Origin of the sequence: Streptomyces seoulensis, from assembly GCF_004328625.1 — a bacterium.
In the GTDB taxonomy this organism is placed as follows: Bacteria; Actinomycetota; Actinomycetes; order Streptomycetales; family Streptomycetaceae; genus Streptomyces; species Streptomyces seoulensis.
Genome location: NZ_CP032229.1, coordinates 3,018,012 through 3,033,721, shown reverse-complemented (window position 1 = coordinate 3,033,721; position 15,710 = coordinate 3,018,012). Strand labels below are relative to the sequence as shown.

Sequence of the window (15,710 nt, the reverse complement as noted above, 5' to 3'; positions counted from 1 at the left end):
GCTGCGACCGACGCCAACGCCGCCAGGCGTGCCGGGCCCGCGCCCCGGAGACGGCTCCTAACCTCCCACCCTCCGCGCCGCCGACCCCAGCGTCGCCCGTGCCTCAGGCTCCGGCAGCCCGGCGTCCCGGGCCGCGTCCAGGAGGGGGCCCGCCAGCGCCGCCCCGACCCCCTGTTCCCACGCCCGGCACGCCGCCCAGAACAGGCGGGAGTTGCGCTCGCCCTCGTGTGCGGTGCGGACGAAGTGGAGCAGGGCCGCGCCATCGGAGGCGGAGTGGGCCCGCGAGGGGCGGGGCGGTGGGGGCAGGAGCAGGCGCAGCAGGGCCGGGGGACAGGGCGCCGGGCGGAGACGGCCCGTGCCGGGTGCCGTGGCGTACGTACCGCGCGTGCCCCGTGAGCCGGGGCCGACCAGGTAGCCGCCGGCGCCCCGGATGTCGATGCCCGGCGCCAGCCGGCCTGCGGAGTTGGGGACCGCCACGTCCGGGGGCCCGGTGAGCCAGAGATGACGGCCGCCGCTCGGGGTGAGGACGACGACCGTGGCCGGAATCGTGAACTCGTGCCGTACCGCGAGGGCGCGCAGCGCGGCCGGGGAGTCCGTGCCGGGCTTGGTGTCCAGGTCGACGCCGATCAGGTGGTGCGGGGGCAGGCCGCAGGCGATGCCGTACCCGGTGGCCCAGGGCGCGGCGGCGAAGAGGGCGCGGACCCGGGCGGGGTCGGCGGAGGCGTCGTGCACCCCGTGCCCGAGCCGCCCGCACTCGCCGTGGCAGGGCGGGTGCGCGGGGTCGTCGTGGTGCGGGGAGCGCAGCGCCGGGAGCTTGCGACGGGACAGGGGGATGACGGCCAGCCCGCGCGCGGCGGCCGACAGCGCGTGGGCGAGGGCCGGCGGTGTGGCCTGCCGGTGGGAGGTGGCCATGGCTCCATGGTCGTACGAACGTTCGATGAGCGAAAGTGGGCGGGGGTGGCCGATATCGACGGCAAGGGCGAGAAATGTAGCGATGGGGGTTTATCGACTTCTCGTCACGCTTGCGTGGTAATCCTGTCTCCTGGGGAGATTGGGGCGGGGTGGGGCGGGCAGTACTCCGGTGCGACGCCGCAGGAGAACGAGTCGGGATGGTCGGCCAACCGCCCCGATTCACGCCGTAGTTGGTTCTGGAGGAAGACATGGACAGCAGTCACAGCGGACCTCTCCGGTGAGCCGGGGGCGGGGTCCCTGGGGAGGGGCTCCGCCGGGGTGTGCTTCGGGGTCATGACAGCGGCGCGGCCGGCACTTCGGTGCCCGTCGCGCCGCTGTCGTACGCCCGCCCGCGCCCCGCTTCTGGGACCCCTCCGGGACAACCCCCAGGCCGGGTGGAGGTCCAGTCCACCTTCAGGAGGTCCGGCGAACCCCACCCCTACAACCTGAGGCGGACCCGGCTTAGGGACCTCCGGCCGATCCCTTGAGCCGTGCCCGCTCCTAGCGTGGAGACATGACCGCACCCGTCTGCACCAGCGCCTCGGCCGCCGCCGCACCAGCGCGGCAGACTCTTCCCCACCCCCGGCTCGCCCCGGCCACCCCTTCGCTCTACCCCTCCTTCGCCTCCTACGTCCGCGCCCGCCACCCCGCCCTGCTGCGCACCGCCCGCTCGCTCACCGCCAATCCGAGCGACGCCGAGGACCTGCTGCAGACCGCGCTGGCCAAGACGTACGTCGCCTGGGAGCGCATCGAGGACCACCGGGCGCTGGACGGCTATGTGCGACGCGCCCTGCTCAACACCCGTACCTCGCAGTGGCGCAGACGGCGGGTGGACGAGTTCGCCTGCGACGAGCTGCCCGAGCCCGAGCCGCGTCCCGGTGCCGACGACCCGGCCGAACGGCAGGCCCTGCGCGACGCGATGTGGCGGGCGATCATGCGCCTGCCCGCGCGCCAGCGGGCGATGGTCGTCCTGCGCTACTACGAGGACCTCAGCGAGGCCCAGACCGCCGAGCAGCTCGGCGTCTCCGTCGGCACCGTGAAGTCCGCCGTCTCCCGCGCCCTCGGCAAGCTCCGCGAGGACCCCGAGCTGAGCCTGGCCCGCTGAGCGGCCGCCGCGAGGCGCAGCCCACTGCGCGACTTTCGCTGCCCTCAGGGGGTGTCGTCTGGATCAGCTCGACGACGCGGGCCCTGGCACGCACATCTGCGGCGTTGTCGTCGGTCCCCGACGCTCCGCGTCGACTCCCTCCTCCGCCTTGCAGCTGCACGCACCAGACCCCGCTCGGGTAGGTCAGAATGCGACGTATCCCCCCATCGACCTGATCCGGACGACACCCCCTAGTGACATACCGCGCGGTATGTGCGCAGAATCAGCGCGACTCTACTTCCGTACAGGCAACGCTGCCGGGGAGGACGCCCGCCGTGCTGAGCACCATGCAGGACGTACCGCTGCTGATCTCGAGGATCCTGACCCACGGCTCGACCGTGCACGGGTCGTCGCTGATCACCACCTGGACCGGCGAGGCCGAGCCGCACCGGCGCACCTTCGCCGAGATCGGCACCCGCTCCGCCCGGCTCGCGCACGCCCTGACCGCCCTCGGGGTGCGGGACGACGACCGGGTAGCGACCCTGATGTGGAACAACGCCGAGCACGTGGAGGCGTACTTCGCCATCCCGTCCATGGGCGCCGTACTCCACACGCTCAACCTGCGGCTCCCCGCCGAGCAGCTCGCGTGGATCGTCAACCACGCCGCCGACCGCGTGATCATCGTCAACGGCTCGCTGATCCCGCTCCTCGCGCCCCTGCTGCCCCAGCTCCCCACCGTCGAGCACATCGTGGTGTCCGGCCCCGGCGACCGCGCCCCGCTCGCGGGCGGCACCGCGCAGGTCCACGAGTACGAGGACCTGCTCGCCGGTCGCCCGGAGACGTACGACTGGCCCGAGCTGGACGAACGCCGGGCCGCCGCCATGTGCTACACCTCCGGCACCACCGGCGACCCCAAGGGCGTGGTGTACAGCCACCGTTCGGTCTACCTGCACTCCATGCAGGTCAACATGACCCAGTCGATGGGCCTGACCGACCAGGACACCTCGCTGGTGGTCGTCCCGCAGTTCCACGTCAACGCCTGGGGCCTCCCGGACGCCGCGTTCATGACCGGCGTGAACCTGCTGATGCCGGACCGGTTCCTCCAGCCCGTACCGCTGGCCGACATGATCGCGGCCGAGCACCCGACGCACGCGGCCGCCGTCCCCACCATCTGGCAGGGCCTGCTCGCCGAACTCGGCACCCACCCCCGCGACGTCTCCTCCCTCGTCCAGGTCACCATCGGCGGCGCGGCCTGCCCGCCCTCCCTGATGGAGGCGTTCGACGCGCTCGGCATGCGGGTCTGCCACGCCTGGGGCATGACGGAGACCTCCCCGCTCGGCACGGTCGCCCGGCCGCCCGCCCATGCGATCGGCACCGAGGAGGAGTTCGCCTACCGGCTCACCCAGGGCCGCTTCCCCACCTCCGTCGAGGCCCGCCTGACCGGCCCCGGTGGCGAACGCCTGCCCTGGGACGGCGAGTCGGCGGGCGAGCTGGAGGTGCGCGGCCCCTGGATCGCGGGCGCCTACTACAACGGCCCCGACGCCGAACCCCTGCGCCCCGACGACAAGTTCAGCGCCGACGGCTGGCTGAAGACCGGCGACGTCGGCACCATCTCCCCCGACGGCTTCCTCACCCTGACCGACCGCGCCAAGGACGTCATCAAGTCCGGCGGCGAGTGGATCTCCTCGGTCGCGCTGGAGAACGCCCTGATGGCCCACCCGGACGTCGCCGAGGCCGCCGTGGTCGCCGTGCCGGACGAGAAGTGGGACGAACGCCCGCTGGCCACCGTGGTGTTGAAGGAGGGCGCGGAGGTCGGCTTCGAGGCGCTGCGCGTCTTCCTCGCCGAGGAGCGCGGGATCGCCCGCTGGCAGCTCCCCGAGCGCTGGACGATCGTCGAGACGGTGCCGAAGACCAGCGTCGGCAAGTTCGACAAGAAGGTGCTGCGCAGGCGGTACGCGGACGGCGAGCTGGACGTCACGCGGCTGTGAGCCTTTTGAGCCGACAGAGGGGCCGGGGGTACGAACACCCCCGGCCCCTCTGTCGGTTGATGCCGATCAGTTGGTGCCGATCCGGGCCAGCAGGTCCACGATCCGCCCCTGCACCTCGTCGCTGGTGGACCGCTCCGCGAGGAACAGCACCGTCTCGCCCGACGCCAGCTTCGGCAGGTCCGCCTGCTCGACCGCCGCCGTGTAGACGACCAGCGGGGTCCGGTCCAGCTGCCCGTTGGCGCGCAGCCAGTCCACGATCCCGGCCTGGCGCTGCTTGGCCTGCATCAGGTCCATCACCACGAGGTTCGGCCGGAACTGCCCGGCCAGCGTCACCGCGTCGGCGTCGCTCGCGGCCCGCGCCACCTGCATCCCGCGCCGCTCCAGCGTCGCGGTCAGCGCCAGCGCGATCTCCGCGTGCTCCTCGACCAGCAGCACCCGGGGCGGATGCTGCTCGCTGTCCCGCGGCGCCAGCGCCTTCAGCAGTACGGCCGGGTCGGCGCCGTACGCCGCCTCGCGGCTCGCCTGGCCGAGCCCGGCCGTCACCAGCACCGGCACCTCGGCGGCCACCGCCGCCTGGCGCAGCGACTGGAGCGCGGTCCGGGTGATCGGGCCGGTCAGCGGGTCCACGAACAGCGCGGCGGGGAAAGCCGCGATCTGCGCGTCGACCTCCTCGCGCGAGTGCACCACCACCGGCCGGTAGCCACGGGTGCTCAGCGCCTCCGAGGTGGTCACGTCCGGCGCGGGCCACACCAGCAGCCGGCGCGGGTTGTCCAGCGGCTCCGGGGGCAGCTCGTCGTCCATCGGCTGCGGACGCGGGGTGTCCGCGACCTCCACCGCGCCCCCGGGACCGTCCAGCGGCTCGGGCCCCTCGGCGGCGTTCGCGTCCGGTGCCCCTATGGCGTACGACCGGCCGACGCCCTCGGTACCCGGCGCCCGGCGCGGCTGCGCGGCCGCCGGTGCGGCCTCGGGGTGCGGACGGGCGCCCGCCTCGGGCTGCGCCTCCGGGCGCGGCGGCGGGGTGCCCAGCTTGCGGCGCCGCCCGCTGCCGTTGGTGGCGTGCGGGGGCGGGGTCGCGGTCGGCTGCTGCACCTGCGCGGCCTGCCGTACGAACGGCACGCCCTGGCCCAGCGTGCGCACGCTGATCGCGCGGCCCTGGGTGGCGTCGGGCGCCTCGGCGGGCAGCGGCTGAGCGGCCCGCGCCTGCGGCGTGAACTGCGGCGGCAGCGCGGCCCTGGGCAGACCCGCGCCCGCCGTGTCGTCGTCCTCGTCGTCGGGCCACGGCTGCGGAACGGGTCCGGGAGCGGCCGGTGCCGGTGCGGGGGCCGCCGCCTCGGCGGGCAGCGGCTGCGCGGGTACGGCCGCCTCGGGGGCGGTCGCCTGCGCCGGTACGGGGAGGGGCTGGGCCGGGGGCGCGGCAGCCTGGGCCGGGATCGCCGCCTCCTGCTGCTGCGCCGGCTGGGCCACGGCCCGGCGGCGCCTGCCGGTGGGCGCGGTGGTCGGATGCGGCTGCGGCGGCGTGTGGTCCTCGGACTGGTCCACGGGCACCGCGTCGTGCCGCCCACCGTCACCGGGTTCGACCTCGGCGGGGGGCTGCGGGGGTACGGGGGGCTGAGCCTGTGCCGCGAGGGGGGCCACGGGGGCCGGGGCGGGAGCCTGTGCCGGAACGGGAGTCGGAGCGACGCCCGGCATCGGGGCGGGAGCCTGCGCCGGAACGGGACCCGGAGCGACGCCCGGCATCTGAGCCGGAGCCGCACCCTGCGCCGGAACCGGCCCCACACCCTGCCCGAGCCCCCGCACCGGAACCGGCCCGGCGTTCACGGCCAGCCCGGGAGCGACCCCGGCCCCCGCGGCCGTACCCGCGCCGGGAACCTGAGCCTCCGCGAGCGGACCCACCCGCACGCCCGGCGTCTCCGGCTCGGGCGCCCGGTCCGCCTCGGCGGGCGGCAGGGCGAAGACCGTACGCGCACCCGTGTCCTGCGCGGCCGCACGCTCGGCCGCGGCGGCCAGCGCACGGCGGCGACGGCCGGTCGGCTGGGCATCCTCGGACGCGTCCTCGGCGCCGTCGGTGCCGTCGGTGTTCTCAACGCCCTCGGCGCTCGGCGCGGGCAGCGCGGGCGGCAGTGCCGCCTGCTCACCGGCGCCCTGCGGAGCCCGCTGCCCGGCGGGCACCGGTACGCCCTGCGGCGGCACCGCGCCGCCAAGTCCGGTGTTCGAAGCGGCCGTTCCGGCGGCGTGCTCGGCCGCCGTCATCACGGCACCCTCCGCCGCCACCCCGTCGCCGACCTCGGCGGGACGGCCCCGCCGTCGGCCGGTGCCGCTGGAGGCCGGCTCCGCGCTCTCGATCGCGGCCGGGGCCAGTTCCTCGGCCGCCGGGGCACCGCGCCTGCGGCGCCGCCCGGTGGGCGCGGCCGCGCCCGGCGCCTCGGCGCCCGCGACCTCGCTCTGAAGGAACGCGTCGGTCGAGGACCGCCGCGCCCGCCGCCGGCCGCCCTGCTCGCCCGCGTCGCCCACGAGGGCGACCTCGGCGCCGCTCGACACGGCCGCGCGCGGGTCCGGGACAGGCGCGGCGACCGTACCGGCGCCACCGCCCAGCGGGACTTCGAGGACGTAGGCACGCCCACTCATGCCCGGTACTTCATGTGTCTGGAGCACACCTCCGTGCGCCCGGACGATGCCCCGCACGATCGGCTCGTGCACCGGGTCGCCCCCGGCGTACGGCCCGCGCACCTCGATGCGCGCGACCTCGCCGCGCTGGGCGGCCGCGACCACCACGGTGTTGTCCAGGTAACCGGCCGACGAGACGGGGGCGTTGCCGGTGGCGTCCACGCCCGCGACGTCCGCCACGAGGTGGGCCAGCGCGGTGGCGAGCCGCTGCGGGTCGACCTCGGCCTCGATGGGCGGCGCGTGCACGGCGAACTGCACGCGTCCCGGCCCGATCAGCTCCACGGCACCGTCGACACCGGCCGCGACGACCGCGTCCAGCATCACCTTGGTACGGGCGATGTCGTCGGTGCCGGAGTCCAGGCGCTGGAAGCCGAGGACGTTGTCGATGAGGGCGGTGATGCGGGCGTACCCGGCCGAGAGGTGGTGCAGCACCTGGTTGGCCTCGGGCCAGAGTTGGCCCGCGTCGTCGGCGGCGAGGGCGGCCAGTTCGCGCCGCAGCTCGTCCAGCGGGCCGCGCAGGGAGGAGGCGAGGAGGGTGAGCAGCTGCTCGTGGCGCCCGGCGAGGGCGTCGTACCGGTCCTTCTCGCGCTCGCCGAGGGCGGCGTACCGCTCCTCGCCCGCGGCCAGTTCCTCCTGGAGCTTCTCGCGCAGTTCGGTCAGCTCGGCGGCGCCGCGCTCGGTCAGCTCCTCGACCTCGGTCGCGTGCTTCTGGCGCAGCGCGGTGAGGTCGGCGGCGTGCTCCTCGGCGATCCGCTCCAGCTCCTTCGCGTGTGCCTGCTCCAGCGCCTCCTTCTCGTCGGCGAGGGACTGGTACGGGCGCCGGTCGGTGAAGGTCATGACGGCTCCGACGAGCTGGTCGCCGTCGCGCACCGGGGCGGTGGTCAGGTCGACGGAGACCTCGTCCCCGGCCTTGGACCACAGCACCTGCCCGCGCACCCGGTGCTTGCGCCCGGAGCGCAGGGTGTCGGCGAGCGGCGACTCGTCGTACGGGAAGGGGGAGCCGTCGGCGCGGGAGTGCAGGACGAGGGTGTGCAGCTCGCGGCCGCCCAGCTCACCGGCGCGGTAGCCGAGGATCTGTGCGGCGGCGGGGTTGACCAGCACGATCCGGCCGTCGGTGTCCGTGCCGACGACGCCCTCGGAGGCGGCCCGCAGGATCATCTCGGTCTGCCGCTGCGAACGGGCGAGTTCGGCCTCGGTGTCGACGGTCCCGGAGAGGTCCCGCACGACGAGCATCAGCAGCTCGTCACCGGTGTACGCCGAACCGTCGTACGCCTGCTGGGGGTTCTCCAGGTTGGCGCTGGTGACCTCGACCGGGAACTCGGTGCCGTCGGTGCGTCGGGCCACCATCCGGGTCGGCTTGGTGCGGCCGGCCGGGTCCATGTGGTCGGGGCGGCGCATCGAGCCGGGGATCAGCTTGGAGTCGAACTGCGGAAGCAGATCGAGCAGGCCCCGCCCCACGAGTGCCGTACCGGGTGCCTCGAACGCCTCCAGGGCGATGGTGTTGGCGTTGACGACCGTGCCGTTGGCGTTGACCAGGAGCAACGCGTCGGGCAGGGCGTCGAGTATGGCTGCGAGGCGAGCAGCGCCTCGGGATGGCCTGCTGCTCACGAGACGCTTCCTCCCTGTCACCGCACCTTGCCGACCGCTCGGGCCATCTTGCCAAGCGGCCCGCGGGGTGTCACGCGAGGGAGTCTAAGGGCTCCGCCCGCGCGCACGCCGCCGGATGGGAGGGAGGTACCACGACGAAGTGACGCCGAACATATGCCCGCATCCCGCCACGGGTCGCCTTTCCACGCCCACGACTTGCCGCTGACGTGGCCTCCTCGGGCCCCCGACCACTCCCTGAGACCTTCGCGGGACCTTTACGGCAATTTCTACGACCCGGCACCCGGCAGGAACGGCACCAGCCGGTCCCACCGGTCGATCTCGCACCCGTCGCGCCGGCTGAACTCCGCGTCCACGGGGCGGCCGGCCCAGTACCCGGTGACATGAGCGGTGGCGGTCCCGCCGTCGATCATCGTGCAGATGCTGTCCGGGGGGACGGGGGCGAAGGTGTCTCGCCCCCACCGGGTGTTCTCGTCCAGGACGCGGCAGGCGGCAGCGGGGTCGGGGTGATCACCGGCCTCCGGATGGCAGAAGAGCTGCCGTACGCCGTCCCGGCCGTCGCCGGCGCCGTGGACTACGAGGGTGAGGTGATCGCCGGTGCGGTCGTCGGGGAGTGGGGGCGGGGGGAGGGCGGGGGTGGTGAGGGCAGGGGCCGGAGTGGAGGTGGGGGTGAGGATCGTGCGGACCGGGACGGTGGGGATGGCCTGGGCCGGGGCGGCCGGGCGCGCGTGGCTCGAAGTGGATGCGAGGGCGGGGGCAGCGTCGGCCGGGGCGGCGGCGAGGCCGCAGAGGAGCGAGACGGCGGAGACGGCGAGGGACGCGATGCCGCGCCGCGGGAGTGCACTCATACCCACCCCAACGCGCACCCCCGCCGGACGTTGCGCCCCGCCTCCCCCACCGCCCGCGGAAGCGGCCCGCGCCTCGCCGGGAGAAGCCCTTTGCCCTGCGGGCCGGGTGCCTAGTACCGTGGGGGGCGATTGGTGACACCGCGCTTACCTGTGTCATCATCTGCACGCACCATTCGCGCGCTCGCGGGACTGGTTGTGCTGGAGGCGTCGCCTAGTCCGGTCTATGGCGCCGCACTGCTAATGCGGTTTGGGTCTTAAAGCCCATCGAGGGTTCAAATCCCTCCGCCTCCGCCCTGATCCGAAGCCCCGGTCCACTTGGACCGGGGCTTCGGTGTTGTCCGGGGTCGCTCCGGGTGCGGTCGTTCGATCTAGGTTTCGACGTTTCCGCAGGTCAGGCCGGGTGCGGGGAACGGATTTCACATGACGGCGGCAGTCATGTAATGTTCTTCCTGTCGCCGGGACAGGCCGAAAGGCCAAGGAAACGGAGACAAAAACAAAAGAACAAGCACTCGTAGCTTAACGGATAGAGCATCTGACTACGGATCAGAAGGTTGCAGGTTCGAATCCTGCCGAGTGCACAGTAAAGAGGCCCCGGAGAAATCCGGGGCCTCTTGCGTTTGCGGTGGGAAGTGGGACTGGGCGAATCCGCACCATGCGGAGCCGCGTCGCGTACGACCTTCAGATCCAGCGGGTGGAAGCACTGCCCTTCGGCTGGATCTTCTACTGGGGCGCGGTCCGGGACGGCCGCCGCCCCCTGCTGGGCGGCAACGGCCCCTTCCTGGTCGACCGTGACAACGAGCGATTGATCGGCCTGCCCACCCACGCCTCCGTGCCCCACCAGATCGCCGACTACGAACGCCGCCTACGACGCGAGGCCCACGCCCGGAACCTGGCGGCGAAGCAAACCGCACCTCAGGAGTGACCGTCCTCGACGGCGAGCTGCACCGAACCGACCCAGGGGAACTCACCGACCTTGTAGGCCGCACCCCGGTAGGCGAGCGGAGGTCATGGGCGTCTGTCCTCCTCGGTAGGGAAACGAAGCCCGGATGCCCGGCGCCGGGATCGAGATGCACTGCGCCGGCCAGCCATCGCCTCTTGCGGTTTCGTGAAGAGGGCTTGGGGCGGGCAGGTCGGGTCGTAGGGTCCCCGGTGCTTCATCTTCGAGGGGGCGGGGCATGGAGGGACGGTCGCGGTGGGGTCTCGGGTCAGGGCGACTGTTCCGCTCTCGACTCGTGGGCCAGGGCTGTCGCGCGGGTGAACCAGTCGGTGATGACTGCCAGTTCGGTCGGGGTGTAGTCCGCGAACAGGGTCATCAGGCGGGTGTAGTGGGGGCCGTAGGCGGCTTCGACGCGGGCCACCGCCGCCGGGACCGCTGCCACTCGGACCCGGCGGCGGTCCGTGGGGTCGGGGCGGCGGGTTACGTAGCCCGCGCGTTCCAGGCGGTTGAGGATGCCCGTCACCGCGCCCGTCGTGACCTGGATGCGGGCGGCGAGGTCGCCGGCGGTCAGCAGGTCGGGGCCCGCCTGGAGGACGTAGCCGAAGCAGGTGAGGTCGGTGACGGTCAGGTTCAGCCGCCGGGCCATCTCCTGCTGGCCGATCAGGTGCGCGGCGATGAGGTCGTCCATCGCGGTCAGCGCCTGTGCGGGGGTCGCGGGCGGGCGGGACTTGCCGTCCATCTTCCTTGATTCCTTAGTGCGTGAGATATTCGAGAGGTAAATCTCTTAGAACGTGAGAGACCTGTAGGAGGCCGTTCCATGAGTCTGTACGACGAGGGTCACACGATCGCGGGGTGGACCGGGTGCGCCGTCGCCACCCTCGGCAGCGGTGTCGTGGGCGCGGGCGTGTGTACGGGGTCGGTGCCCGCGCTGGTGGGTGGGGCGGTGCTCGTCGCGGGCAGCGTGCTGGTCACCTGGGTGCTCCACCTGAGTGGGTGGGGGAAGCCGCCCGGCGTCCGGCCGCGGGAGGAATGGCGGCTGGGGGTGCGGGACACGCAGGCCCGTACTGGGCACCCCGGGTGTGTGGGCTGTGCTCTGGCGGGCCGGCGTCCGGCCGCCGCGCCCGTGGTCAACCGTGCCGAATCGATACCTCTGTCTTCTATCGAGTGAACGTGCCCTACAACGGACGTAGTTGCTGATCGGGCATCCCTAGCTTCCGGTGTGGAGGTGATGCTCGATGTACGAGCACTACGACACGACCAGGCTGCCCGAGCGGGACGCGATCGACATCGACGACTTCGTCTTCGCGGCGACTGGAGCCCGGGTGCGGAGGCTGACCACGCCGGACGGTGAACACTGGTTCCCGGCCGTGGACGTGGCGACGAGGCTGGGCTACGTGAACACCCGGCAGGCCCTGCTGCACCATGTCCCGACGGATGGGCACCAGAGCCTCGAAGATCTTGCACGAAGCGTCTATGGAGAAGACACTTTGCGCAAAATCGCAGGTCGCGGGCTCAAGAAGTCGATGCGGATGGTGAATCTCCGATCTCTGATCACCCTCGTGAACGCCTGCACCAAGCCAGAGTGTGCCCCCTTCAAAGCCTGGGTCTCCGAAGTCATCGTCACCATCCAGCGCGACGGCACCTACAGCCTCGACCCCGCCCCCCTCCAGACCACCCCGGGCACCTCCTACGTCATGCCCGCACAGGTCGCCGACGCCATCGTCCGCCTGGAGGAGCGCAACCTCCGGGCCGACGAGGCACTCGCCGCCGCCCAGGAAGAACACCTCGCGGAACTCCGCCGGGCGAACGACGAGCGCGGCAAGGTCAGCGAGCACCTGGCCCGGCAGACCGAACAGCTGGGCACCCTCACCCACCAAGTGACCGGCGTCCAGCACGTCCTCACCCGCATCGCCGACGCCCTGGACCAGATCGTCGACCGCATGCGCCCCGCCCCGACGCCCCAAGACCCCCCGCTCACCGCCCAGCACCTCCTCGCCACCTGGCGCGACCGCAACCTCGTCGTCACCGAGGACGTGCACGCGGTGGCCGCGCACCTGGCCCCCGGCCTGGTCCGCGGCCCCGTCGCCTGCCGCCTGGAGGACGTGGCCACCCGCACCGGCCTCACGCTCGCCCGCGTCCACGACTGTGTACGCATGCTGATCAAGCGGGGCTGTGTACGGCAGAGCGGCAGCGTGGCGGACGGCGTCCCCGTCTACACGCTCCCGTAGCCGAAGAGACAGAGCCCGAAGTCGCACTCAGAGGATGCGGCTTCGGGCTCTTCACGTACCGTACCCGCCCCCGCCGCCCGACAGGCGATGTCGGCGGCATCTCCTACCCTCACGAGTGATGGCAGCACAGATGTGGACGTGTACGGGACTGCGCTGGTCCCCGGAGGGGCCGGAGCTGGTCTGGTCCGGTGGCCGGCGCAGCGCGCTGACGTGGGGGAAGCGGGTCGCCTTCGGCGTCCGGGAGGACACCGTACGGAGGTGCGTGGGCGCCCGGGGCCACGCGTGCCCCACCCGCACCCCCGTACCGGCGCGCAGCACCGGCGCCCGCTGCGAGGAGTGCGCCAGGCTGGACCGCGCGCACTCCGTGGCCGCCGACACGATCGCCGACGACCCCCGCCCGTACCGCGTCTACCTCGCCTGGTTCGGCCCCGGCATGGTCAAGGTCGGCATCACCGCCGAAGAGCGCGGGCCGGCGCGGCTGCTGGAGCAGGGCGCCGTCAGTTTCAGCTGGCTCGGTACCGGCCCGCTGATGGCCGCCCGGCGCACCGAGGAGCTGCTGCGGGCCGCGCTCGGCGTCCCGGACCGGATTCCGTACGCCCAGAAGCGCGCCGTACGGGCCGCCCTCCCCGCCGGTCCCGAGGAGCGGGCGGCGGAGGTGCGGGAGCTGCACGCACGGGCCGTCGCACTCGGGAACTGGCCGGAGTCCGTGAGGCGAGAACCGTGTCAAGTCGTCGACCACATGGGTGACTTCCACCTCCGGCACGCCGAGCCCGCCACCGGCGCCGTCACCGAGCTGGTCGCCGGAGGACGCGTGGCAGGGGAACTCGTCGCCGCCGCAGGGCCCGACCTGCACCTGGACACCGGCGGACCCAGAGGCGTACTGGTGCTCGACACCCGTCTGCTCCCCGGCTGGGAGCTGATCCCGGCTCAGCAGGACGGCGAAATCACCGTGCCGGTAAAGGACTTCGCCGCCCGCCAGGACGGCCTCTTCTGACTCTCACCCCTTTCTCAGCGAAATCACAGACTGCCGAAAGGGCTCTCTCAGAGGCTGCGGACAAGGTCTCACCATGACCACGATCTCGCCCCAGGGGCGCACCGAACTGCTGAGGCCGGACGGCAGCCCCGTCCGCGTGCTGGTGGTGGACGACGAGCTGTCGATCACCGAACTCCTGAGCATGGCGCTGCGCTACGAGGGCTGGCGGATAAGGAGTGCCGGGGACGGGCAGGGCGCGCTGCGCGCGGCGCGCGAGTTCCGGCCGGACGCCGTGGTCCTGGACATGATGCTGCCGGACATGGACGGCCTGACCGTGCTGAGCCGGCTGCGCCGTGAACTCCCTGACGTACCCGTGCTGTTCCTCACCGCCAAGGACGCGGTGGAGGACCGTATCGCCGGACTCACGGCGGGCGGGGACGACTACGTCACCAAGCCGTTCAGCCTGGAGGAGGTCGTGGCCCGGCTGCGCGGGCTGATCCGGCGCTCCGGCGCCACCGACCGGCGCCCGGACTCCGTGCTGGTGGTGGGCGACCTCAGCCTGGACGAGGACAGCCACGAGGTGTGGCGGGGCGAGGACTCCATCCACCTGACCGCCACCGAGTTCGAGCTGCTCCGCTTCCTGATGCGCAACCCGCGCCGGGTGCTGAGCAAGGCGCAGATACTGGACCGGGTCTGGTCGTACGACTTCGGCGGGCAGGCGAACGTCGTGGAGCTGTACATCTCCTATCTGCGCCGGAAGATCGACGCCGGCCGGGAGCCGATGATCCACACCCGCCGGGGAGCTGGCTATCTGATCAAGCCCGCCGTGTCGTGAGGTTCATGCGCCGCGCGGGCACCCCGCGCACCCTGCGGACGCGGCTGGTGGTCGCGTCCGTCGTGCTGATCGCCGTGGTCTGCGCGGTGATCGGCACGGTCACCACGCTCGCCCTGCACGAGCACCTGTACCAGCAACTCAACGGCAAGGTGAAGGACATGGCCGAGCGGGCGGTCGGCCGCCCGCGCCTGAACCCCGGCGCGCCGGACCCGGCCGCCGCCGCCCTCGCCGCGGGCGTGGCGACCGAGAGCCCCGCCGAACGGGTCACCACCCTGCTGACCCGGGGGCCCACCCAGAATCAGACCGTCGCCGCCTGCGTGCGCGGCGGCTCGATCGTCTCCGGGGCCATCTCCGAGGAGCAGAAGGACGGCAGTGGCATCTTCCGCCGCATGCGCGCCGCCCAGCTCAGCAAGGCCCAGACCGACGCCCTCGCCACCGTCCCCCAGGACGGCGCCGCCCACACCGTGCACCTCCCCGGCCTCGGCGACTACCTCGCCCGGTACGCGGAGAGCCACGACAGCGCCGACCGGTACTACGTCGCCCTCCCCACCGCCGACATGGACGGTGTCGTCGACACCCTGATCCTGGTCGAGGTCTGCGTCACCGTCGCCGGTCTCCTCGCGGCCTCGCTGGCCGGCACGGTCATCGTCGGCGTCGCCACCCGCCCCCTGCGCCGGGTCGCCCGCACCGCCACCCGGGTCTCCGAACTCCCCCTGCACTCCGGCGAGGTGAACCTCAGCGAGCGTGTCCCGGAGTCCGAGTGCGACCCGCACACCGAGGTCGGCCGGGTCGGCGCCGCGCTCAACCGGATGCTCGACCACGTCAACGGCGCCCTGCACGCCCGCCAGGAGAGCGAGACCCGGGTCCGGCGCTTCGTCGCCGACGCCAGCCACGAGCTGCGTACCCCGCTGGCCTCGATACGCGGCTACGCCGAGCTGACCCGGCGCGGCGGGGAGCAGGTCGGCCCGGACACCCGGCACGCGCTGGCCCGGATCGAGTCCGAGGCGGGCCGGATGACCCTGCTGGTGGAGGACCTGCTGCTGCTGGCCCGGCTGGACGCGGGCCGCCCGCTCCAGTTCGGCCGCACCGATCTGGTCCCGCTCGTCGTGGACACCGTCAGCGACGCCCGCGCGGCCGGCCTCGCCCACGTCTGGCGGCTCGACCTGCCCGACGATCCGGCGCCGGTGACCGCCGACGCGGCCCGGCTCCAGCAGATCCTGGTCAACCTGCTGGGCAACGCCCGCAGCCACACCCCGCCGGGCACCACGGTGACCGCGCGGGTGCGCCGGCAGGGGGACCGGATGTGCGTCCAGGTGGAGGACGACGGACCCGGCATCCCGGCCACGCTGCTGCCGCACGTCTTCGAACGCTTCGCGCGCGGCGACTCCGCCCGCACCCGCGCCACCGGCTCCACCGGGCTCGGCCTCGCCATCGTGCGGGCCGTCGTCACCGCGCACGGCGGCACCGTGGCCGTCGAGAGCGCGCCCGGCCGGACCGTGTTCACCGTACGGCTGCCCGCCGCCGGACCCGAGCCGGTGGTGCGCTCACAGCCGGGCCACAGCGTCAGCACACGGGCGCGACAGGGGAGTTGAGAAGA

General features: G+C 73.2%; 12 protein-coding genes and 2 tRNA genes. 10 read left to right on the top strand and 4 right to left on the bottom strand.

The annotated features are described in order from the left end of the window. Nucleotides 1-57 precede the first annotated feature (57 nt). Nucleotides 58-912 carry a bifunctional DNA primase/polymerase gene (locus D0Z67_RS14150; RefSeq protein WP_031179150.1) on the bottom strand — a complete coding sequence of 285 codons (855 nt, stop codon included), beginning with the start codon at nt 910-912 and terminating at the stop codon, nt 58-60. 553 nt (nt 913-1,465) lie between these two features. Between D0Z67_RS14150 and D0Z67_RS14145 the strand changes: the two genes are divergently transcribed. Together D0Z67_RS14145 and D0Z67_RS14140 are read left to right on the top strand one after the other, a co-directional pair. Further along, nucleotides 1,466-2,056 (top strand): SigE family RNA polymerase sigma factor, encoded by a 591-nt coding sequence (locus D0Z67_RS14145; RefSeq protein ID WP_031179151.1) that lies wholly within the window; start codon nt 1,466-1,468, stop codon nt 2,054-2,056. A 314-nt stretch (nt 2,057-2,370) separates the two neighbouring features. Further along, complete coding sequence (locus D0Z67_RS14140; protein WP_031179152.1) at nt 2,371-4,023, top strand: long-chain fatty acid--CoA ligase; 1,653 nt, start codon at nt 2,371-2,373, stop codon at nt 4,021-4,023. Between the two features lie 66 nt (nt 4,024-4,089). On the opposite strand, the gene D0Z67_RS14135 is transcribed toward D0Z67_RS14140, so the two are convergent. Then, entirely contained in the window at nt 4,090-8,295 is a 4,206-nt protein-coding gene (locus tag D0Z67_RS14135) for a PAS domain-containing protein (protein ID WP_078872998.1), read from the bottom strand. Between the two features lie 266 nt (nt 8,296-8,561). After that, nucleotides 8,562-9,140 (bottom strand): SSI family serine proteinase inhibitor, encoded by a 579-nt coding sequence (locus tag D0Z67_RS14130; RefSeq protein WP_078873000.1) that lies wholly within the window; start codon nt 9,138-9,140, stop codon nt 8,562-8,564. A 200-nt stretch (nt 9,141-9,340) separates the two neighbouring features. On the opposite strand from D0Z67_RS14130, the gene D0Z67_RS14125 reads away from it, so the two are divergent. From D0Z67_RS14125 to D0Z67_RS14115, 3 genes are all read left to right on the top strand, one after another. Beyond that, nucleotides 9,341-9,431, top strand: a tRNA-Ser gene (locus D0Z67_RS14125). Between the two features lie 214 nt (nt 9,432-9,645). Continuing rightward, nucleotides 9,646-9,718: transfer RNA gene (locus D0Z67_RS14120), tRNA-Arg, on the top strand. Nucleotides 9,719-9,792: 74 nt separating this feature from the next. Further along, nucleotides 9,793-10,062 (top strand): hypothetical protein, encoded by a 270-nt coding sequence (locus tag D0Z67_RS14115; protein WP_031179155.1) that lies wholly within the window; start codon nt 9,793-9,795, stop codon nt 10,060-10,062. A gap of 283 nt (nt 10,063-10,345) precedes the next feature. On the opposite strand, the gene D0Z67_RS14110 is transcribed toward D0Z67_RS14115, so the two are convergent. Next, nucleotides 10,346-10,816 carry a MarR family transcriptional regulator gene (locus tag D0Z67_RS14110; protein WP_031179156.1) on the bottom strand — a complete coding sequence of 157 codons (471 nt, stop codon included), beginning with the start codon at nt 10,814-10,816 and terminating at the stop codon, nt 10,346-10,348. Nucleotides 10,817-10,894: 78 nt separating this feature from the next. Between D0Z67_RS14110 and D0Z67_RS30160 the strand changes: the two genes are divergently transcribed. The 5 genes from D0Z67_RS30160 to D0Z67_RS14085 all read left to right on the top strand — a co-directional run bounded on the left by D0Z67_RS30160 (nt 10,895) and on the right by D0Z67_RS14085 (nt 15,705). Continuing rightward, nucleotides 10,895-11,245 carry an HGxxPAAW family protein gene (locus D0Z67_RS30160; RefSeq protein WP_031179157.1) on the top strand — a complete coding sequence of 117 codons (351 nt, stop codon included), beginning with the start codon at nt 10,895-10,897 and terminating at the stop codon, nt 11,243-11,245. A 67-nt stretch (nt 11,246-11,312) separates the two neighbouring features. Beyond that, a complete protein-coding gene (locus D0Z67_RS14100; protein ID WP_031179158.1) occupies nt 11,313-12,305 on the top strand; it encodes a BRO-N domain-containing protein in 993 nt (330 codons plus the stop codon). 118 nt (nt 12,306-12,423) lie between these two features. Further along, nucleotides 12,424-13,299: a DUF2797 domain-containing protein gene (locus D0Z67_RS14095; protein ID WP_031179159.1), complete on the top strand. Its 876-nt coding sequence runs from the start codon at nt 12,424-12,426 to the stop codon at nt 13,297-13,299. Between the two features lie 73 nt (nt 13,300-13,372). Beyond that, nucleotides 13,373-14,113: a response regulator transcription factor gene (locus D0Z67_RS14090; protein WP_031179160.1), complete on the top strand. Its 741-nt coding sequence runs from the start codon at nt 13,373-13,375 to the stop codon at nt 14,111-14,113. Nucleotides 14,114-14,118: 5 nt separating this feature from the next. Further along, nucleotides 14,119-15,705 (top strand): sensor histidine kinase, encoded by a 1,587-nt coding sequence (locus tag D0Z67_RS14085; RefSeq protein ID WP_031179161.1) that lies wholly within the window; start codon nt 14,119-14,121, stop codon nt 15,703-15,705. Nucleotides 15,706-15,710: the final 5 nt, after the last annotated feature.

Excerpts from the sequence above, each read along its gene's own strand:
- D0Z67_RS14150 (WP_031179150.1), bottom strand. The coding sequence starts at position 912 with ATGGCCACCTCCCACCGGCAGGCCACACCGCCGGCCCTCGCCCACGCG.
- D0Z67_RS14145 (WP_031179151.1), top strand. The coding sequence starts at position 1,466 with ATGACCGCACCCGTCTGCACCAGCGCCTCGGCCGCCGCCGCACCAGCG.
- D0Z67_RS14130 (WP_078873000.1), bottom strand. The coding sequence starts at position 9,140 with ATGAGTGCACTCCCGCGGCGCGGCATCGCGTCCCTCGCCGTCTCCGCC.
- D0Z67_RS14115 (WP_031179155.1), top strand. The coding sequence starts at position 9,793 with ATGCGGAGCCGCGTCGCGTACGACCTTCAGATCCAGCGGGTGGAAGCA.
- D0Z67_RS14110 (WP_031179156.1), bottom strand. The coding sequence starts at position 10,816 with ATGGACGGCAAGTCCCGCCCGCCCGCGACCCCCGCACAGGCGCTGACC.
- D0Z67_RS30160 (WP_031179157.1), top strand. The coding sequence starts at position 10,895 with ATGAGTCTGTACGACGAGGGTCACACGATCGCGGGGTGGACCGGGTGC.
- D0Z67_RS14100 (WP_031179158.1), top strand. The coding sequence starts at position 11,313 with ATGTACGAGCACTACGACACGACCAGGCTGCCCGAGCGGGACGCGATC.
- D0Z67_RS14095 (WP_031179159.1), top strand. The coding sequence starts at position 12,424 with ATGGCAGCACAGATGTGGACGTGTACGGGACTGCGCTGGTCCCCGGAG.
- D0Z67_RS14090 (WP_031179160.1), top strand. The coding sequence starts at position 13,373 with ATGACCACGATCTCGCCCCAGGGGCGCACCGAACTGCTGAGGCCGGAC.
- D0Z67_RS14085 (WP_031179161.1), top strand. The coding sequence starts at position 14,119 with ATGCGCCGCGCGGGCACCCCGCGCACCCTGCGGACGCGGCTGGTGGTC.